This is a genomic window from Fictibacillus tiangongensis (assembly GCF_048083785.1).
GTDB lineage: Bacteria > Bacillota > Bacilli > Bacillales > Fictibacillaceae > Fictibacillus.
In genome coordinates, this window is the sequence record NZ_CP182294.1 from 368459 (window position 1) to 385131 (window position 16673).

General features: G+C 43.5%; 17 protein-coding genes. 15 read left to right on the top strand and 2 right to left on the bottom strand.

Annotated elements, in window-relative coordinates; translation table 11 throughout:
• Window positions 1–13: 13 nt before the first annotated feature.
• The 4 genes from ACNJYY_RS02180 to ACNJYY_RS02195 all read left to right on the top strand — a co-directional run bounded on the left by ACNJYY_RS02180 (window position 14) and on the right by ACNJYY_RS02195 (window position 2961).
• A complete protein-coding gene (locus ACNJYY_RS02180; protein WP_416730373.1) occupies window positions 14–1030 on the top strand; it encodes a DUF3048 domain-containing protein in 1017 nt (338 codons plus the stop codon).
• Window positions 1031–1047: 17 nt separating this feature from the next.
• Complete coding sequence (locus ACNJYY_RS02185; protein WP_066242834.1) at window positions 1048–1353, top strand: YerC/YecD family TrpR-related protein; 306 nt, start codon at window positions 1048–1050, stop codon at window positions 1351–1353.
• Between the two features lie 355 nt (window positions 1354–1708).
• The gene (locus ACNJYY_RS02190) at window positions 1709–2131 is read left to right on the top strand and encodes a MarR family winged helix-turn-helix transcriptional regulator (RefSeq protein ID WP_197191951.1); all 423 of its coding nucleotides are present in this window, start codon (window positions 1709–1711) and stop codon (window positions 2129–2131) included.
• Between the two features lie 299 nt (window positions 2132–2430).
• Window positions 2431–2961, top strand: coding sequence for an NAD(P)H-dependent oxidoreductase (locus ACNJYY_RS02195; RefSeq protein WP_416730374.1), 531 nt, complete (start codon window positions 2431–2433; stop codon window positions 2959–2961).
• Here the strand turns inward: ACNJYY_RS02195 and ACNJYY_RS02200 are convergent.
• Entirely contained in the window at window positions 2958–3497 is a 540-nt protein-coding gene (locus ACNJYY_RS02200; protein WP_416730375.1) for a GNAT family N-acetyltransferase, read from the bottom strand. The genes ACNJYY_RS02195 and ACNJYY_RS02200 overlap by 4 nt on opposite strands.
• Window positions 3498–3650: 153 nt before the next feature.
• Between ACNJYY_RS02200 and ACNJYY_RS02205 the strand changes: the two genes are divergently transcribed.
• The 4 genes from ACNJYY_RS02205 (at window position 3651) to ACNJYY_RS02220 (ending at window position 9933) form a co-directional block, all read left to right on the top strand.
• On the top strand, window positions 3651–4343 hold the full coding sequence (locus tag ACNJYY_RS02205) for a heptaprenylglyceryl phosphate synthase (protein ID WP_416730376.1): 693 nt from the start codon (window positions 3651–3653) through the stop codon (window positions 4341–4343).
• 67 nt (window positions 4344–4410) lie between these two features.
• Entirely contained in the window at window positions 4411–6651 is a 2241-nt protein-coding gene (gene pcrA, locus ACNJYY_RS02210; protein ID WP_416731788.1) for a DNA helicase PcrA, read from the top strand.
• Between the two features lie 21 nt (window positions 6652–6672).
• Entirely contained in the window at window positions 6673–8679 is a 2007-nt protein-coding gene (gene ligA / locus ACNJYY_RS02215) for an NAD-dependent DNA ligase LigA (RefSeq protein ID WP_416730377.1), read from the top strand.
• Window positions 8680–8721: 42 nt separating this feature from the next.
• A complete protein-coding gene (locus ACNJYY_RS02220) occupies window positions 8722–9933 on the top strand; it encodes a CamS family sex pheromone protein (RefSeq protein WP_416730378.1) in 1212 nt (403 codons plus the stop codon).
• A gap of 97 nt (window positions 9934–10030) precedes the next feature.
• Here the strand turns inward: ACNJYY_RS02220 and ACNJYY_RS02225 are convergent, their stop codons facing one another.
• Window positions 10031–10225 carry a hypothetical protein gene (locus ACNJYY_RS02225; protein WP_416730379.1) on the bottom strand — a complete coding sequence of 65 codons (195 nt, stop codon included), beginning with the start codon at window positions 10223–10225 and terminating at the stop codon, window positions 10031–10033.
• A 272-nt stretch (window positions 10226–10497) separates the two neighbouring features.
• Here ACNJYY_RS02225 and pruA point away from each other — a divergent pair, with 272 nt between their 5' ends.
• The 7 genes from pruA (at window position 10498) to gatB (ending at window position 16579) form a co-directional block, all read left to right on the top strand.
• A complete protein-coding gene (pruA, locus tag ACNJYY_RS02230) occupies window positions 10498–12045 on the top strand; it encodes an L-glutamate gamma-semialdehyde dehydrogenase (protein ID WP_416730380.1) in 1548 nt (515 codons plus the stop codon).
• 231 nt (window positions 12046–12276) lie between these two features.
• Window positions 12277–12636, top strand: coding sequence for a DUF3905 domain-containing protein (locus ACNJYY_RS02235; protein ID WP_416730381.1), 360 nt, complete (start codon window positions 12277–12279; stop codon window positions 12634–12636).
• An 89-nt stretch (window positions 12637–12725) separates the two neighbouring features.
• The gene (locus ACNJYY_RS02240) at window positions 12726–12980 is read left to right on the top strand and encodes a YciI family protein (protein ID WP_416730382.1); all 255 of its coding nucleotides are present in this window, start codon (window positions 12726–12728) and stop codon (window positions 12978–12980) included.
• A gap of 79 nt (window positions 12981–13059) precedes the next feature.
• Window positions 13060–13254: a hypothetical protein gene (locus ACNJYY_RS02245; protein ID WP_416730383.1), complete on the top strand. Its 195-nt coding sequence runs from the start codon at window positions 13060–13062 to the stop codon at window positions 13252–13254.
• Between the two features lie 118 nt (window positions 13255–13372).
• Entirely contained in the window at window positions 13373–13663 is a 291-nt protein-coding gene (gatC, locus tag ACNJYY_RS02250) for an Asp-tRNA(Asn)/Glu-tRNA(Gln) amidotransferase subunit GatC (RefSeq protein ID WP_066390841.1), read from the top strand.
• A 15-nt stretch (window positions 13664–13678) separates the two neighbouring features.
• On the top strand, window positions 13679–15136 hold the full coding sequence (gene gatA, locus ACNJYY_RS02255; protein ID WP_416730384.1) for an Asp-tRNA(Asn)/Glu-tRNA(Gln) amidotransferase subunit GatA: 1458 nt from the start codon (window positions 13679–13681) through the stop codon (window positions 15134–15136).
• A 12-nt stretch (window positions 15137–15148) separates the two neighbouring features.
• Window positions 15149–16579: an Asp-tRNA(Asn)/Glu-tRNA(Gln) amidotransferase subunit GatB gene (gatB, locus tag ACNJYY_RS02260; protein ID WP_416730385.1), complete on the top strand. Its 1431-nt coding sequence runs from the start codon at window positions 15149–15151 to the stop codon at window positions 16577–16579.
• Window positions 16580–16673: the final 94 nt, after the last annotated feature.

Sequence of the window (16673 nt, forward strand, 5' to 3'; positions counted from 1 at the left end):
GGTAGTGAGCCCAATGAAAAAGTGGTACATCATCTTGATGGCGATGATCACGGTATTAACGCTGTCTGCATGTAAAGACGCAAGAGATAAAGTATTAGAAGACGGTAAGGTAGATAAAGCTGAAGCGACGGATTCGAAAAAAGAGGAGTTTACTTCTGTTTATCCACTCACTGGCATGGGAACGAATGAAGAGGTAGACCATCGCGCAGTTTCGGTCATGGTGAACAACCACCCGAAAGCACGCCCGCAATCTGGACTTCATAAAGCTGATATTGTTTACGAAGTATTAGCTGAGGGAGAACTTACTCGCTTTTTGGCGATCTTCCAAAGTGAGATGCCTGAAGTAGTAGGACCGGTTCGAAGTGCGAGAGATTATTACATCGAACTCTCACGGGGCTACGATGCTTTATTCGTGGCACACGGATTCAGTCCTGAAGCGAAAGAGATTCTCGATAGCGGAACGATCGATCACTTGAACGGAATGGATTACGATGGCATTCTTTTCAATCGAGCTGATTTTAGAAAAGCGCCTCACAACTCTTACATCACCTATGAAAATATTGAAAAAGGGATGGAGAAGATCGGCGCCGATGAGTCAGATGATCTCGATATGCTTGCGTTCTTAACTTCTAAAAGTGCTAAAGCAATAGAAGGTGCGCCCGCAAACGAGATTCAGATCACTTATCCAGGCGGAGAAACAGTAGGTTACACGTACTCTGCTAAAAAGAAGACGTACGCTAGAAGCAGCAACAATGAACCAACGATAGATCGGGAGACCGAAACACCCATTACGGTAAGCAATGTATTCATTGTTGAAGCGGCGCACCGGGTAATCGATGATGCTGGCAGACGAGAGATCAACTTAACGTCAGGCGGAGATGCGATTCTGATTCAGAAGGGTGTCGCGCAAAACATTTCGTGGAAAAACGAAAACGGAAGAATCGTTCCGGACGGTGGAGCGTTTGTTCCAGGGAAGACATGGATTAACATTGTACCGAGTGGAATGACTGATTCGGTTAAGATGCAATAAAAAGGAGTGCATGTTTCATGCAAATTGATAAATTACGAGGAAAAGCACTAGATCAGCTTTTTGAATCGGTTTTATCGCTGAAGGATATGGAAGAATGCTATCGATTCTTTGATGACCTTTGTACGATGAACGAGATTCAATCTTTGGCGCAGCGACTTGAAGTAGCGCGCATGCTTCGTGAAGGAAAAACCTATCACAAGATCGAAAGCGAAACAGGTGCGAGCACCGCAACGATCTCACGTGTAAAACGTTGCCTAAACTTTGGGAATGACGCGTATGCAATGGTGCTCGACCGCGTTCATGAAGAGGAAGAAGCAAAATAAAGAACCGAAAACCTGCCTGAGAGGTAGGTTTTTTGTATTTTGTGAGGGTAGTGTATGTAGTCCGAGTAGTTTTTGGGCTGTCGATAGATGTCGAGGATTGTAGACTCGTGGATAAACTGTAAAAACTTTTGGATTCAACGCTAAAACTCGTGGATTGAGCACCCAAACTTGTGGATTAAGAGCAAAAACTTTAGGGTTGGAGCTCAGCACGGTTTTTTTCTACCCTGTAAAATCCTAAAATGTAAGCTTGGCGGCAGCCGAGCACCCATATAAACTCAAAATATTGACAGAAATCACACTACAATTTATAGTTGTATGTACAAACAACATTAACGATTGCAAAAGAGGTGCTAAAATGCCCGAAAAGTATCTAGAAAACTGCTTATATTTTACCGTAAACAAGCTTTCTCGTGTTATTTCCAAAATGGCCGAGGAATCGTTTAGACCAACAGGAATTACGCCTACTCATGGTTTTATGATGATGCTTGTGAACGACAAACCTGGAATCTCTCAATCGGAATTGGCGGAAGAACTTCACATGACACCAAGTACGATCACAAGATTCGTGGACAAGCTTGTTGTAAAAGGACTTGCAGAGCGTAAAGTGCAAGGCAAGATGTCGCACATCCATCCGACACAAGCAGGAACGGAGATTCAAACAGATCTCGAAAAAGCTTGGAAAGATCTTTACCGAACATACTCGGATCTATTAGGAGAAGAAGAAGGAAAAGCACTCACAAAAGCAACTCATCTAGCAGCAGGGCAGCTCGAGTCATAAGAGCTCTCTTCTTTACCGTTTAAGTTGTTTGTACAAGCAAATGTCGTTTTATTAGTATAAGGCTACTTTTCTGCAGTATTTGTTGCTTTTAAATCTTTATATCCTCGTCATTGCAAGTTGATTGTAACGCAAGGTTGCCGACTCCTACGGGACGAGCGGTCAGGTGGAGACTCCTAAAGGCGCGTAGCGGCAGGAGGCTCACCGTACGCCCCGTGGAAAGCGAGCGACCTGGAGTGTAAATCAATTACTTACACAAGCTTTAATGCAAACGAAAACAGCCTAAAAAAGGAGACTCACCAATGAAAAAAACACTCGTCATTATCGCACATCCTAATCTACAGAACTCTACAGTAAATAAAAGATGGGCTGAGGAAATAGAAAAACAGGATCTTGTTACTGTTCGAAAACTTTATGATCTGTATCCTGACGGAAAAGTGAACGTTGAAGAAGAACAGCGTATGCTGTTGCAGCACGATCGAATCGTTCTTCAATTTCCTTTCTACTGGTACAGCTCACCTTCCCTTTTAAAAGAATGGCAAGATAGAGTGCTAGCGTTTGGTTGGGCATATGGTCCAGGTGGCGATGCGCTTCACGGGAAAGAGTTAGTACTGGCGATTTCAACGGGCGGGCCAGACTTCTCTTATAAAGCGGGTGGCCACAACCACTATACGATCAGTGAACTGCTTCGTCCGTTCCAAGCAACTTCTAACTTGATTGGAACTCGTTACATCTCGCCGTTCGTATTCCATAGCGCGATTCGTGCGTCAGAGGAAGCGATTGAACAAAGCGCGCAGAACTATATCTCATACGTTTTGAACCCTGAAATTTAATGAAATTCATTCTTCATCAAGCTCATCTGGACTTGATCGCGGCAGTTTCCGCGAATCCATTCTGCCTGCCTGACAACGCCTTCTGCTTGGAAGCCTAGTCGGCGGGCGAGCTTGATGCTTTTTTCATTTTGAACCGCAGCACGAAGCTCCACGCGATTCAGCATCAACGTGTAATAGGCATACATAAGCATTCCTTTTACCGCGCGCTGTGCAATACCATGACCTTCAAATCCTGATCCTACCCAATAACCAAGCATACCCGACTGGTTGTGCCACTTAATATCATATAGAGCAACAGAGCCTGCTACTTGTCCGCGATACCATATAAAAAGAACAACGTCTGTTTGTTCTTTCATCTTTTTGTTCACCGTTTTTATAAACTGCCGCATCTCACCGCTTGATTGGGTGTAATCCACCCAGCTGATCCAAGGTCCAAGATGATGACGTGATTTTTCTAATAATCTATAGATGCTGTCGGATTCTTTAACGTCTGCTTGTTTTAGCATGATTTCTTCGTCGATATGCCACATAAGCATAGCTATTCCTCCCAAAAAGCAGTATGAACTTCACAATCTTTCCACATGATGAATCATAGAGTGAGAACCTTATTTTTGTTATAATGCAGAAGTACAGAACTGGCTTGTAAAAAAGCAAGCACGGGTGTTTTTAAATATGAAAGGAAGAACACAATGTTTGATTATCGAAAATGGAAGCATGTGTTTAAGCTAGACCCAGATAAAGAGATCAGTGACAGTGACCTGGAAAAGATCTGTGAGAGCGGAACGGACGCTGTTGTGGTTGGGGGATCTAGTGGTGTTACATTGGATAACACGTTAGACCTTATGTCACGAATCCGCAGATATGCAGTTCCTTGCGTGCTTGAAGTATCTAATATCGAATCACTTACACCAGGATTCGATTTTTACTATATTCCTACCGTATTAAATGCAAAGGACGCTACCTTCATTACGGGGCTCCATACAGAAGCATTGAAAGAATTTGGTGACATCATGAACTGGGACGAGATTCTAACTGAAGGATATTGCATCTTAAATCCAGATTGTGAGGCGGCAAAACGGTCGAGTGCTAACACAGAACTCTCGGCGGATGATGTTGTAGCATATGCCCGCTTGGCCGAAAAAATGTTTAAGCTTCCGATCTTTTATTTGGAATACAGCGGCACATATGGTGATGTTGATATTGTTCGTCAAGTTAAGGGCGTACTTGAAAACACGACTCTCTATTATGGAGGCGGCATTCATTCGGCTGAACAAGCAAAAGAGATGGCAGAGTTCGCGGATACAGTTGTTGTTGGGAACGTTATATATGACAATTTAAATGCTGCGATTGAAACAGTTGAAGCGGTTAAAGGTAAAAGTTGATAAAATCTCAAAAATGAGTGAGAATAAAAATAAGAATATATGTTCGGGCGGTGAATGAAGAATGAGTATGCATCAAATGATTGAAAAATTATTATCAGGACTGAATCCTGAGCAGAAAGCGGCAGTAAAACATACAGACGGGCCTTTGTTATTGATGGCTGGTGCGGGAAGCGGTAAGACGAGAGTGTTAACTCACCGTATCGCTTATTTAATGATGGAAAAAGAAGTGGCACCATGGAACATCCTTGCGATCACGTTTACAAATAAAGCAGCACGAGAGATGAAGGAAAGGGTCGCAAAGATTACAGGGCCAGTAGCAGAAGAGATCTGGATTTCTACGTTCCACTCCATGTGTGTACGCATCTTACGTCGTGATATTGATCGAATCGGCATCAACCGTAACTTTACAATCTTAGATGCGACAGATCAATTGTCTGTTGTAAAAGCCGTATTGAAAGATCTGAACTACGATCCTAAAAAATATGAACCTCGCGGAATTTTAAGTGCGATATCGTCTTTAAAGAACGAATTAAAAACAGCAGCAGATTTTGCAAAAGTGGCGAACGGGCACTTTGAAGGTGTTGTTCAAGAGGTTTATGAAGGCTATGAAAAGCGACTGCGCAAGAATCAGGCGTTAGATTTTGATGATCTGATCATGACGACGATCCAGCTTTTCGCAAAAGTACCTGAAGTGCTTGAGTTTTATCAACGCAAGTTTCAATATATTCATGTTGATGAGTATCAAGATACGAACAGGGCGCAGTATATGCTAGTGAAGATGCTGGCTGATCGATTCCGCAACCTTTGTGTTGTAGGGGACTCAGATCAGTCTATTTATGGCTGGCGTGGCGCGGATATCGCGAACATTCTATCGTTTGAAAAAGACTATAACGATGCTGAAGTTATCCTATTAGAGCAAAACTATCGTTCTACGAAAAAGATTCTTCAAGCAGCAAATAAAGTCATCGAAAACAACATGAACCGTAAGCCAAAGAATCTTTGGACAGATAATACGGATGGCGCAAGCATCACGTACTATCAAGGTGATGATGAGCAAGGTGAGAGCTATTACGTAACCGGTAAGATCCGTGAAGCTGTATCCTCAGGCAAACGTTCGTATAATGACATCGCGATTCTTTATCGTACGAATGCGCAATCACGTGTTATTGAGGAAGTTTTGATCAAATCAAACATTCCGTACAATATCGTTGGCGGCACGAAGTTCTATGACAGAAAAGAGATCAAAGACATCCTAGCGTATCTTCGCTTGATTTCGAATCCAGACGATGACATTTCACTGCAGCGTATCGTAAATGTACCGAAACGCGGGATCGGTGCGTCTTCTATGGATAAAGTGGCACAGTATGCAGCAAACAATGATCTCTCCATGTATCGAGCGCTTCAAGAAGTGGAACAGATCGGTCTTAGCGCGCGTGCAACGAACGCTTTAAGAGAGTTCTCTGAGTTTGTTACAAACTGGACGCGTCAGCAGGAATTTCTTTCTGTGACTGAACTAACAGAAGAAGTGCTTAGCAAGACGGGCTATCGTGATGCGTTAAAAGCTGAGAAAACGATCGAAGCACAAAGCCGTTTAGAGAATATCGACGAGTTTATTTCTGTTACGCAAGACTTTGAAAAGAAACAAGATGATAAATCATTGATCGCGTTCTTAACTGATCTTGCACTTGTTGCAGATATTGATAAGCTCGATGAAGATGCAGCGGATGATAAGCCGAAAGAATCTGTCGTTCTAATGACGCTTCACTCTGCAAAAGGTCTGGAGTTTCCGATGGTCTTTTTAATGGGTCTTGAAGAAGGGGTATTCCCGCATAGCCGTGCTCTTTTTGAAGAGAATGAGATGGAAGAAGAACGTCGTCTCGCATATGTTGGAATCACACGTGCGGAAGAAGAGTTATTCTTAACAAATGCTAGAATGCGCACCCTTTATGGACGTACGACGACAAATCCGGAATCTCGTTTTATCGCTGAGATCCCTGAAGATCTTATCGAGACAGAAGTAAAAGAAAAACCATCTGTTCCCTGGGGAGCAAGTGCTCGCTCAGGTGGAGGATCAACGCCATCGTTTATGTCACCGAAAAAGAAAATGGTTACACCTGTCTATCAATCTTCTGGTGGGGAGAAACTGGAGTGGAGAGTAGGCGACAAAGTCAAACACCGTAAGTGGGAAACAGGAACCGTTGTAAGTATGCGTGGTTCAGGAGATTCAATGGAACTCGACATCGCGTTTCCACAGCCTGTAGGTGTGAAAAGACTGCTTGCCAAATTTGCCCCGATTGAAAAAGCGTAAGAAAAGAAGGAGTGGAACGGGTTGAACGAAGAACAAGCGAAGGAACGCATCCTGGAACTCCGGGAAATGCTAGAAAAATATAATTACGAATATCACGTACTAGACAAGCCGTCTGTACCTGATGCTGAATATGATCAGCTTATGAAAGAGCTGATCGAACTTGAAAACAATCATCCAGAACTTCATGACGAGCACTCGCCTACCTCACGTGTAGGCGGTGCTGTTTTGGACTTTTTTGAAAAAGTGGAACATACCGTACCGATGCTAAGTCTCGGCAATGCCTTCAATGATCAAGATCTGCGAGATTTTGACCGCCGTGTGAGAGATGGGGTAGGTTCGAACGTATCATATGTTGCCGAACTCAAGATTGACGGTCTAGCCGTATCCCTCACGTATCAAGATGGTCGTTTCGTTCGTGGAGCTACACGCGGAGACGGCACAATTGGTGAGGATATAACGAATAATTTAAAAACGATACGTTCTATTCCTTTTAAGTTAAAAGAAGATGTGATGCTCGAAGTACGAGGCGAGGCGTTCATGCCGAAAAAATCTTTCCAAAAGCTTAACGCACATCGAGAAGAAGAAGGACAAGAGCTCTTTGCGAATCCGCGGAATGCAGCAGCGGGTTCTTTACGTCAGCTCGATCCAAAGATCGCGGCGAGCCGTAACCTCGATATCTTTGTTTATGGTTTAGGAAAGCTTGAGGGCCATTCAGTTGATTCCCACGACGAAAGCTTAACGTACTTAAACCACTTAGGTTTCAAAACGAATCCAGAGTGGAAGAAATGCGCAAACATCGAAGAAGTCATTGAATATGTGAACAGCTGGCAGGAGAAGCGACCAGACCTTCCGTATGAGATCGATGGGATCGTAATCAAGGTGAACTCTCTTTATCAGCAAGAGGAACTAGAATTCACGGCGAAAAACCCGCGTTGGGCGATCGCGTACAAGTTTCCTGCTGAAGAAGTGGTAACAAAGCTAGAGGGCATCGAGTTGAATGTTGGACGTACGGGGGTCGTTACACCAACTGCCTTGTTACAGCCTGTTTTAGTAGCTGGAACAACGGTAAAGCGTGCATCGTTACATAATGAAGACTTGATCCGTGAAAAAGACATCAAGCTCGGCGATTATGTGGTTGTAAAAAAAGCCGGTGACATCATCCCGGAAGTCGTGAATGTGATTACGGAGCGCCGAACTGGTGATGAGATCGATTTTAATATGCCGACCGAATGTCCAGAGTGTGACAGCAAGCTAGAGCGTTTGGACGGAGAAGTAGCACTGCGTTGTTTGAATCCGCAATGCCCGGCACAGATTCGAGAAGGATTCATCCACTTTGTATCTCGAAACGCCATGAACATTGATGGACTTGGTGAAAAAGTAGTTGCACAGCTGTTTAAGGAAAAATTAATACAAAACTTTGCAGATTTGTTTAAGCTAGAGCGCGAGAAACTGTTAGAATTAGAGCGTATGGGTGAGAAGTCGGTAGATAATCTGCTTGCAGCGATCGAGAAGTCGAAAGGAAATTCTTTAGAACGTCTTCTGTTTGGGCTTGGTATTCGTCATGTTGGGGCGAAAGCGGCAAAAACGATCGCACAGCGCTTTGAAACGATGGAAGGTTTGATGAATGCTTCTAAAGAAGAGCTATTAGCTGTTGAAGAGATCGGTGAAAAGATGGCCGACTCGATCCTTCTTTATTTTTCAAAACCCGAAGTGCACGAGCTCGTAGCAGAATTGAAGGCTCTTGGCATGAACATGGAATACAAAGGTCCAAAGCTTGTAAAAGTGGAAGATCTGGATACTCCGTTTGCTGGGAAAACAGTTGTGTTAACAGGCAAACTTTCCATTCTGACTCGTAATGATGCAAAAGAAAAATTGGAGCGCTTAGGAGCGAAAGTGACTGGAAGCGTGAGCAAGAATACAGATATGCTGATCGCAGGAGAAGATGCCGGATCTAAGCTTGATAAAGCGAAGACCCTTGGTATTGAGGTTTGGGATGAGCAGAAATTGGTGGACGAGCTTAACAAATAAGATTGGCGAGAGCTAACCAACAATACTAGAGGAGTGTCCGTAATGATGAAACGGGTTGGGCTCCTTTTCTTAAGTACTTTACTGCTTTTGACCGGCTGCTGGGGTGGCGAAGAGCTGGAAAAAGAAGAAAAGATCGTGCAAGAAAAGGGCAAAAAAGATGAAAAAGCGATTATTACAGGGGAGATTAACACTGGTGAAAAGTACTATCGAAGTATTTTTCCGTTCGAACCAGGTGGTGCCCGTGGTGTGATCCGTTATGGTGTTGATAACCGGCTTGATATCAACGAGTTCGAGATGGGCTTAATGCGCATCGCTCAAGACACATTCAGTACAGACAAGTACTTTTTCCAAGAAGGACAGATTTTGAATGAGCCAACGGTTACGAACTGGCTGAAAAGAGCAGACGAAGAACCAGGAAAAAGCAAGAGCAAGCTTGATCAAACAGGATTGAACCCTAAGCTTGGTGTAAAAGTAGACGAAGGTGATCCAGGGTTTAAAGATAAGATGCTAGAAGCAAACAAGAACAACCCTAAATATCTTTCTTATGTTTTGGAACATAACTATCTTGTTCAAAGCGGTGATGGAAAAGTAAAGCTTGGCGGTGTGGTAGTCGGGTTATCTTTTAACTCCACGTACTACTATGACGTTAACCAAAAAGGCTTGATCTATCCTGGTGAAGTGAAGCTTGAGCGGGAAAAAGTGAAACAAGAAGCACAGAAAATAGCTGGACAAGTGGCAAGCCGCTTACGTACAGACCCAAAACTTAAAGATGTGCCGATTGTATTTGCTCTATATCAAGAAGAAGAGCGTGATTCTGTAACACCAGGAAACTTCTTTGCCTCAGGGGTAGTGAAAAAAGGAAGCAATTCAGTAGGTTCATGGGAAGACGTAGATGAAGATTATGTGCTGTTCCCATCTGACGCAGCTTCAAAAAAGAAGAGAAGTGACTACGAAAAGTTCACTACTTTTAAATCAAAGGTTCAGGAGTATTTCCCTAACTATATCGGAGTGATCGGGAAAGGCTACTATAAAGACGGTAACCTTGAGCGATTGACGATTGAGATTCCGGTTCAGTTCCGAGGTAAAGCAGAGATCATCTCCTTTACTCAATTTGTCGCAACATCCGCACTAGGAGAGTTACCGAACGTACCGATAGAAGTATACATCGGTTCAGCCGTTGATCAGCCTGAGGCGCTTATCGTGAAGGATGAAACAACACAGGAAGAACCGTTTGTGCATATTTATCGTAAATAAGGATGTTTTGAAAGCCCGCTACCGTTATGGTTAGTGGGCTTTTGTTGTACAAGGTGAGAAGTTCCTGGGAATGCAGTTCGCACTATGGTTAGCGATTTTAGGTACGTGTTTTTATGTTTGTTACGCGTTCACCGCTAAATGGCCTGTTTCCACCTGAAAGTGCTTCGTTTTCACCTGAAAAGTGGTTGTGAGCACCGCTAATATACATGTGACCACCTGAGATTGCACCGCGACCACCTGCAGACAGCTCTGTGCGGTACAAAACGGAACTAAAATGAACAAAGTGAGCCACTTACAGTGACATTTTTATAGATCATGGAAAAATATACTTTAAAAACGAACAAAACTCATATTTATTCGTATAACACCTAAATCTTCTAATCTAATCAAGAAAAAATTCACTAATCATTCACTACAAAGAAAAAAGATACAAAAATGCACGACATCCCTTGAAAATAAAGAATTCTGACTATTATCAGTTTGTTTGAACAAACCGCTATGTTCATGTAGAATGAACGTGGGAAACCGAATAATGAAAACGCTTTAATAGGAGGGGAATTTATTATGACACGTGAATACCGTCATGAACCATTTATGGATTTTTCAGTTCCTGCAAACAAGGAAGCTTACGAAGCAGGGTTAAAAGTAATTAACTCAAAGCTAGGTACAGAGTTTCCGCTTGTTATCGGCAGTGAAAAGATCACGACAGACGAAAAAATTGTTTCTATAAATCCAGCTAACAAAGAAGAAGTGATTGGATCTGTTTCCAAAGCGACTCAAGATCACGCTGAACAAGCGATGCAAGCTGCATTAACAGCTTTTGAATCTTGGAAAAAGTGGGATCCTGAACACCGCGCGAACATCTTGTTCCGTGCAGCAGCGATCATCCGCCGCCGTAAATATGAATTCTCCGCTATGCTTACAAAAGAAGCAGGTAAGCCATGGAAAGAAGCTGACGCTGATACAGCTGAAGCGATCGACTTTTTAGAATACTATGCACGCCAAGCGATCAAGCTTAAAGCTGGACAACCAGTTGTAAGCCGTGACGGCGAAATTAATAAATTTAGCTATATCCCACTTGGAGTAGGTATCGTTATCTCTCCATTCAACTTCCCGTTTGCGATCATGGCAGGTACTGCAGCAGCGGCGTTCGTTACGGGTAACACAGTATTGTTAAAGCCTGCGAACTCAACGCCAATTATTGCAGCAATGTTCGTACAAGTAATGGAAGAAGCAGGACTTCCTGCAGGCGTACTTAACTACGTTCCTGGCAGTGGTGCAGAGATCGGTGACTACTTAGTAGACCACCCGAAAACTCGCTTCGTATCGTTCACGGGTTCTCGTGAAGTTGGTTGCCGTATTTATGAGCGCGCAGCAAAAGTACACCCTGGCCAAATCTGGCTGAAGCGCGTAATCGCTGAAATGGGCGGAAAAGACACAGTTGTTGTTGACCGTGATGCTGACCTTGAATTAGCAGCTAGCTCAATCGTTTACTCTGCGTTCGGATTCTCAGGACAAAAATGTTCTGCTGGATCTCGTGCAGTTATCCACCAAGACGTTTACGACGAAGTTTTAGAAAAAGCAGTAGCTCTTACGAAAACGTTAACGATGGGTAACCCTGAAGAAGTTGGCACATACATGGGACCAGTAATCGACCAAGCTTCTTTCAACAAAATCATGAAATACATCGAGATCGGAAAAGAAGAAGGCCGTCTGATGACTGGTGGAGAAGGCGACGACTCTAAAGGTTACTTCATCCAGCCTACAATCTTTGCTGATGTAGATGAAAAAGCTCGCTTGATGCAAGAAGAGATTTTCGGACCAGTTGTAGCGGTATGTAAAGCGCGTGACTTCGATCACATGATGGAAATCGCAAACAACACTGAGTACGGTCTAACAGGTGCACTTCTTTCTAACAACCGTGAGCACATTGAGCGCGCACGTGAAGAGTTCCACGTAGGTAACTTCTACATCAACCGTGGTTGTACAGGCGCAATCGTTGGATACCAGCCGTTCGGCGGATTCAACATGTCTGGTACTGACTCAAAAGCTGGTGGCCCAGACTACCTAACACTTCACATGCAAGCAAAAACAACTTCAGAAACACTTTAGTTTTTAAAATCGATCCCTTTCTCGCCTGAGAAAGGGGTTTTTTATGTGGTTTTTTCATTTATAAGTCTTCATCAGAATTTATAAGTCTTGAAAAATTTTTATAAGTCTTCAAATTTTTTTATAAGTCCTCAAAAAAATTTATAAGTCTTCGCACAATCTGCAAACAAAATGGATTGTACACTCCTCTTCAGGAGAAGTTAATCGTATAACGATATGGAAGCAGGTGTGAAGATGTCAAATGATAAAGAGCCAAAGAAGAAGAATGTTCCTGAAGTCGATCTGGATGAAACGCTGCCTCATCAGATCAGTTCTCCTGATTTTAAAGGTACAGGGATGAAGATGGAAGCGCCGTTTGTAAACGAGCATGGTGTCGTAATCGGAGATAGTTTTTACGATTCAAAGAATTCACCACTGAACAACTGGAGTACAGATACAGATCCAGAAGTGATGGCAGGAGAAGAGTGGGTGCATCCGACGAATGATATCGGCTGGAACACAAATATAAACCGCGACCTGATCGAAAAGAAAGCACCGCCAAAAGAAGGTATGCTTCGCCATCCAACGAAAGATTCGAGCTACGGAAAAGATTAAGACATCTGGCTTTCCTCACCGGATGTTTTTCTTTTGTGCTTGGAGCTGACTATAGTAAGATGAGAGTAAAGATGAGGGAGGTAACAAACATGGCATATTTCGCAGCAATTTTACATATGGAAAAACCAGAGCTCAATCAAGAGTTCCGTCAGGCTCACCTAGATTACCTAGCAGAGCTTGTGGCACAAGATAAAGTTCATCTGAAAGGACCATTCTTAGACGGAGCAGGCGGTATGGTCGTTTATAAAGCTGAATCGTTAGATGAAGCGAAACGATTAGCAGAAGAAGATCCTTACGTAAAAGAAGGCGTGCGCCGTTTAGAGCTTCATGAGTGGGGAATCTAGAGCATTTAGTATCAATAACGGAAGAATCTACGTAAAAGTAGATTCTTTTTCTATTTTAAGGGCTGTTTATGGGGCGTAAATGAGGGCTTTAGGTGGTAGAGATGCATTCTCAGGTGGTCACACTCGTCACAGCGGTGCCAACAGCACTTTTTCAGGTGGTAACTCAACACTCTCAGGTGAAAACAACCCATTCACCGGTGAACGCGTAATAAATTATAAAAACACGTACCGTAAAACGGACTCACATCCCGCAAACAACCCACAATCCAGCTAAAACCCCATAAAAATAACTCAATTTCGTGAATGTTCCGTCCTCAAGTTGCTTATACAGCAAGCTTTTTGTTATCATCAGAATAATACTTTTCGTATAGAAAGTCTTGGAGGTGGCATGCTTGTCTCGAATTTCGAAAGATCAAGTGAAGCACGTGGCGCATTTAGCCAGGTTAGCGGTTACGGAGGAAGAAGCCGAATTGCTGACTGAACAATTAGATAAGATCATCGGGTTTGCTGAAGAACTGAACGAACTCGATACAGATAACGTGGAGCCGACTACTCACGTTCTGGAACTGAAGAATATCCTTCGCAAAGACGAAGTGAGAAATTCTGTATCAGTGGATGAGGCGATGAAAAATGCGCCTTCAGAAAGAGATGGCCAGTTTAAAGTTCCGAACATTTTGGAGTAGGAGGAAAGACCACGTATGTCGATTTTAGATAAAAAGATCTCAGAACTGCATCAGTTATTACATACAAAAGAATTGAGTGTAACTGACATTGTGGATGCGACGTTTGACCGCATTCATCAAGTAGATGGTAAAGTAAAGGCGTTTTTAACCCTTAATGAAGAATACAGCCGAATCAAGGCTAAACAATTAGATGAGAAGCTCGTTTCCGGTGCTGACAGAGGACTGCTCTTTGGTATGCCGATCGGAATCAAGGATAACATCGTAACAAAAGGGATTCGTACAACTTGTGCGTCTCGCATTTTAGAAAACTTTGAACCGATCTATGATGCGACCGTTGTGGAACGATTGAACCAAGCGGACACGATCACGATCGGAAAATTGAACATGGATGAATTTGCGATGGGCTCATCAAACGAGAACTCCGGATTCCATCCAACACATAACCCGTGGGACCTCTCTTGTGTACCAGGAGGTTCATCCGGTGCGTCAGCGGCATCCGTATCAGCGGGAGAAGTTCTTTTCTCACTAGGCTCTGATACAGGTGGCTCGATCCGTCAGCCAGCTGCTTTCTGTGGTGTTGTTGGCTTGAAGCCGACGTACGGACTGGTTTCTCGATACGGCTTAGTCGCGTTCGCGTCATCATTGGATCAAATTGGTCCTGTAACGCGTAACGTCGAAGACAACGCATACTTGCTGCAAGCAATCGCAGGAAACGATCCAATGGATTCTACCTCTGCAAAAGTGGACATCCCAGATTACCTGGCTTCTTTTACAGGTGAAGTAAAAGGACTTAAGATTGCGGTTCCAAAAGAATACCTCGGTGAAGGTGTAGAACCTGGCGTAAAAGAACGCGTGATGGAAGCTCTAAAAATACTTGAAGGACTTGGAGCAACATGGGAGGAAGTATCTCTGCCGCATTCTCGTTATGCGCTAGCAACCTACTACTTGCTGTCATCATCTGAAGCATCTGCTAACCTTTCACGCTTTGATGGCGTTCGTTACGGATTGCGTTCAGATAACAGCGAGAACTTGATCGAGATGTACAAGCAATCTAGAAGCGAAGGGTTTGGTGAGGAAGTAAAACGCCGCATCATGCTTGGAACGTTCGCGTTAAGCTCTGGATACTACGATGCATATTATAAAAAAGCACAAAAAGTTCGTACGCTGATTAAAGAAGACTTTACGAATATTTTTGAAAAATACGATGTGATCATCGGACCAACAACTCCATCTGCATCGTTTAAATGTGGATCGATGACGAAAGATCCATTAACGATGTACATGAACGATATCTTAACGATTCCGGTTAACTTAGCTGGTGTGCCGGCGATCTCTGTACCTTGTGGATTCTCAGATGGACTGCCGATCGGACTTCAGATCATCGGTAAGCATTTTGACGAGAGCACGATTTATCGCGTAGCACATGCGTTTGAACAAGCAACAGATCATCACACAGAAAAGCCGAAGCTGTAGGGGGTGCAGAAAATGAGCGAATTTGAAACGATAATTGGATTAGAAGTACACGTTGAATTAAAAACGAACACTAAGATTTTCTGCGGCTGTTCTACAAACTTTGGTGCACCGCCAAACACGAATGTGTGTCCGATCTGCTTAGGACATCCTGGCGTGTTGCCTGTTGTGAACCATCAAGCTGTAGATTTTGCGATGCGTGCAGCACTTGCGCTTAACTGCGAAATTAATAGAGAAACAAAATTTGACCGCAAGAACTACTTTTATCCAGACAATCCGAAAGCCTATCAAGTGTCACAATTTGATAAGCCGATCGGTGAACACGGCTGGATCGAAATCGAAGTTGGCGGAAACAAAAAGAAAATCGGTATCACGCGTATCCATATGGAAGAGGATGCAGGTAAGCTGACGCATACGGCAGACGGATCACTTGTCGATTTAAACCGTCAAGGAACGCCGCTTGTTGAGATCGTGTCTGAGCCGGATATTCGTACGCCGGAAGAAGCTTACGCGTATTTAGAGAAGCTAAAAGCGATCATTCAATATACAGGTGTATCTGACTGTAAGATGGAAGAAGGTTCGTTGCGCTGTGACGCGAACATTTCGATTCGTCCGGTTGGTCAAGAGAAGTTCGGAACAAAGGCAGAGCTTAAGAACTTAAACTCGTTTGCTTTCGTTCAAAAAGGATTAGAGCATGAAGAGAAGCGTCAGCGTGAAGTGGTTTCAGCTGGAGGAGAGATCCTTCAAGAGACTCGCCGCTATGATGAAGCGACGAAAACGACGATCCTGATGCGTGTAAAAGAAGGATCTGACGACTATCGTTACTTCCCGGAGCCTGACCTCGTATCCATTTTTATCGATGAAGAGTGGATGGATCGTGTGAAAGCGGACATTCCAGAGCTACCGGATGCTCGTCAAAAGCGTTATGTAGGTGACTTCGGATTACCTGAATATGATGCAAAAGTATTAACGATGACAAAAGAGATGGCTGATTTCTTTGAAGCTACGATTACAGCTGGCGCAGATGCGAAGCAAGCTTCCAACTGGATCATGGGTGAAGTGAGTGCTTATTTAAACAACGAAAATAAAGAGCTCGATCAGACGGCTCTAACAGCTGAAGGTCTTGCTGGCATGATCAAGCTGATCGCTGACGGAACGATCTCTAACAAGATTGCGAAGACGGTCTTCAAAGAGTTGATCGAGAACGGTGGAGACGCAGAGAAAATCGTAAAAGAAAAAGGTCTCGTGCAGATCTCAGACGAAGGAGCAATCCGCGAAATCGTCGTGAAGATCCTTGATGCGAACGAGCAATCTGTTGCGGATTATAAAGACGGAAAAGAAAAAGCAGTCGGATTCCTTGTTGGACAAGTGATGAAAGAAACAAAAGGAAAAGCAAATCCTCCACTTGTAAACAAGCTGATTGTGGAAGAACTTCAAAAGAGATAAGAATTGTAATTAAAGGGTAAGGCGACCAAGTTTAAATGTGGTTGCTTTACCCTTTTCTTGTTTTTTGGAGTGCGTAATTCAAACGGTGGGGCAT

Excerpts from the sequence above, each read along its gene's own strand:
- ACNJYY_RS02235 (WP_416730381.1), top strand. The coding sequence starts at position 12,277 with ATGTCAAATGATAAAGAGCCAAAGAAGAAGAATGTTCCTGAAGTCGAT.
- gatB (WP_416730385.1), top strand. The coding sequence starts at position 15,149 with ATGAGCGAATTTGAAACGATAATTGGATTAGAAGTACACGTTGAATTA.
- ACNJYY_RS02190 (WP_197191951.1), top strand. The coding sequence starts at position 1,709 with ATGCCCGAAAAGTATCTAGAAAACTGCTTATATTTTACCGTAAACAAG.
- pcrA (WP_416731788.1), top strand. The coding sequence starts at position 4,411 with ATGCATCAAATGATTGAAAAATTATTATCAGGACTGAATCCTGAGCAG.
- ACNJYY_RS02185 (WP_066242834.1), top strand. The coding sequence starts at position 1,048 with ATGCAAATTGATAAATTACGAGGAAAAGCACTAGATCAGCTTTTTGAA.
- ACNJYY_RS02220 (WP_416730378.1), top strand. The coding sequence starts at position 8,722 with ATGATGAAACGGGTTGGGCTCCTTTTCTTAAGTACTTTACTGCTTTTG.
- gatA (WP_416730384.1), top strand. The coding sequence starts at position 13,679 with ATGTCGATTTTAGATAAAAAGATCTCAGAACTGCATCAGTTATTACAT.
- ACNJYY_RS02240 (WP_416730382.1), top strand. The coding sequence starts at position 12,726 with ATGGCATATTTCGCAGCAATTTTACATATGGAAAAACCAGAGCTCAAT.
- ACNJYY_RS02180 (WP_416730373.1), top strand. The coding sequence starts at position 14 with ATGAAAAAGTGGTACATCATCTTGATGGCGATGATCACGGTATTAACG.
- ACNJYY_RS02245 (WP_416730383.1), top strand. The coding sequence starts at position 13,060 with ATGAGGGCTTTAGGTGGTAGAGATGCATTCTCAGGTGGTCACACTCGT.
- ACNJYY_RS02200 (WP_416730375.1), bottom strand. The coding sequence starts at position 3,497 with ATGCTTATGTGGCATATCGACGAAGAAATCATGCTAAAACAAGCAGAC.
- ACNJYY_RS02195 (WP_416730374.1), top strand. The coding sequence starts at position 2,431 with ATGAAAAAAACACTCGTCATTATCGCACATCCTAATCTACAGAACTCT.
- ACNJYY_RS02205 (WP_416730376.1), top strand. The coding sequence starts at position 3,651 with ATGTTTGATTATCGAAAATGGAAGCATGTGTTTAAGCTAGACCCAGAT.
- pruA (WP_416730380.1), top strand. The coding sequence starts at position 10,498 with ATGACACGTGAATACCGTCATGAACCATTTATGGATTTTTCAGTTCCT.